This is a genomic window from Roseixanthobacter psychrophilus (genome assembly GCF_043195195.1).
Classification (GTDB): Bacteria; Pseudomonadota; Alphaproteobacteria; order Rhizobiales; family Xanthobacteraceae; genus NCEH01.
Genome location: NZ_JBAFWT010000140.1, coordinates 1 through 1,275, shown reverse-complemented (window position 1 = coordinate 1,275; position 1,275 = coordinate 1). Strand labels below are relative to the sequence as shown.

At 65.7% G+C, this 1,275-nt stretch carries 2 protein-coding genes and 1 pseudogene; all 3 read left to right on the top strand.

Annotated elements, in window-relative coordinates; genetic code table 11:
* Window positions 1-179 precede the first annotated feature (179 nt).
* A complete protein-coding gene (locus V5F77_RS28860; protein WP_429008481.1) occupies window positions 180-434 on the top strand; it encodes a type II toxin-antitoxin system VapB family antitoxin in 255 nt (84 codons plus the stop codon).
* The gene (locus V5F77_RS28855) at window positions 434-820 is read left to right on the top strand and encodes a type II toxin-antitoxin system VapC family toxin (protein WP_429008480.1); all 387 of its coding nucleotides are present in this window, start codon (window positions 434-436) and stop codon (window positions 818-820) included. The genes V5F77_RS28860 and V5F77_RS28855 overlap by 1 nt, the downstream gene beginning before the upstream one ends.
* A 24-nt stretch (window positions 821-844) precedes the next feature.
* Window positions 845-1,275: pseudogene (locus V5F77_RS28850) on the top strand (integrase); the annotation flags it as partial.

Below are 1,275 nucleotides of genomic sequence, written 5' to 3'. Positions count from 1 at the left end.
ATCGAATGCAGTCCCTTGAAAAGGCGGAGCAACAGGCGATTTGGCCGTCCAAACGCCCGCCGGCGGCCGCGTTCGGGGCTCCGGAGCGCGAGAATCCGCCTCCTGCAGGTGTCGGAAAAATTGCCCGCCGCACCCTATTCAGGTAGAATACTGATAATCAGGAACTTGGAACCTACACAATGGCGCTGAGCATCAAAGACCCTGAGACTGAGAGGCTCGCACGCGCGCTCGCCGCGCGCACCGGCGAGAGCATCACCGTCGCGACGCGCCGGGCGATCGAGGAACGCCTCAGGCGAACGGGAGCACAAACGCGCAGGGCCGCCCTCCTCGAGGACATGGAGGCGATGCAGCGGCGCTTGAGTGCCCTGCCGATCCTTGATGATCGCAGTCCCGAGAAAATGATCGGCTACGACGAACACGGCCTTCCGAACTGATGGTGATCGACACGTCCGCGATCATCGCGATTTTCTTCAACGAGCCGGATGCCCCGAGCTATCGGGAACGCATCGCCGACGATCCCATCCGGCTCATCTCGGCGGCGACAGTTGTTGAAGCAGCGATGGTCATTGAGGGGCGCTTTGGCGAGGCCGGCGGCGCAGAATTCGATCTCTGGCTGCACAAGGCTGAGATCGAGATCATTGCGGTGACCGCCGAGCACTCTGACCAAGCCCGGCGCGTCTGGCGGCGCTATGGCAAGGGCCGGCACAGGGCCGGCCTGAACTACGGCGACTGCTTTTCCTACGCCCTCGCCGCGGCGACCGGCGAGCCACTGCTGTTTAAGGGCCGCGACTTTGCCCAGACCGACATCCAGGCGGCCTAGCGATGGTTGACAACCCCGATCTTGATCGCGAACCTGGTAGTAATTGCGCCCGCAACCGGCAGCGTCCTCCCTGCCCCCTCCCCTGCCCTTCCGGCGCACCTCGAGCGTCTCACCGAGCGGGCGCGGGACTATTTCGAAGCGGCGAGCTCGGCGAACACCCGCCGCGCCTATGCCTCCGACTGGAAGCACTTCGCCGCCTGGTGCCGCCGGCAGGGCCTTGAGCTCCTGCCCCCTGCCCCGGAGGTCGTCGGGCTCTACATCACGGCCTGCGCCTCGGGCGCCGTCATTCCGGGCAGCAAGCCCAACGCGGTCTCGACCATCGAACGGCGGCTGTCCGCCATCTCCTGGAACTACACCCAGCGGGGCACGCCGCTCGACCGGAGCGACCGGCACATCGCCACCGTCCTGGCCGGCATCCGCAACATGCACGCCTCCCCTCCCCGACAGAAAGAAGC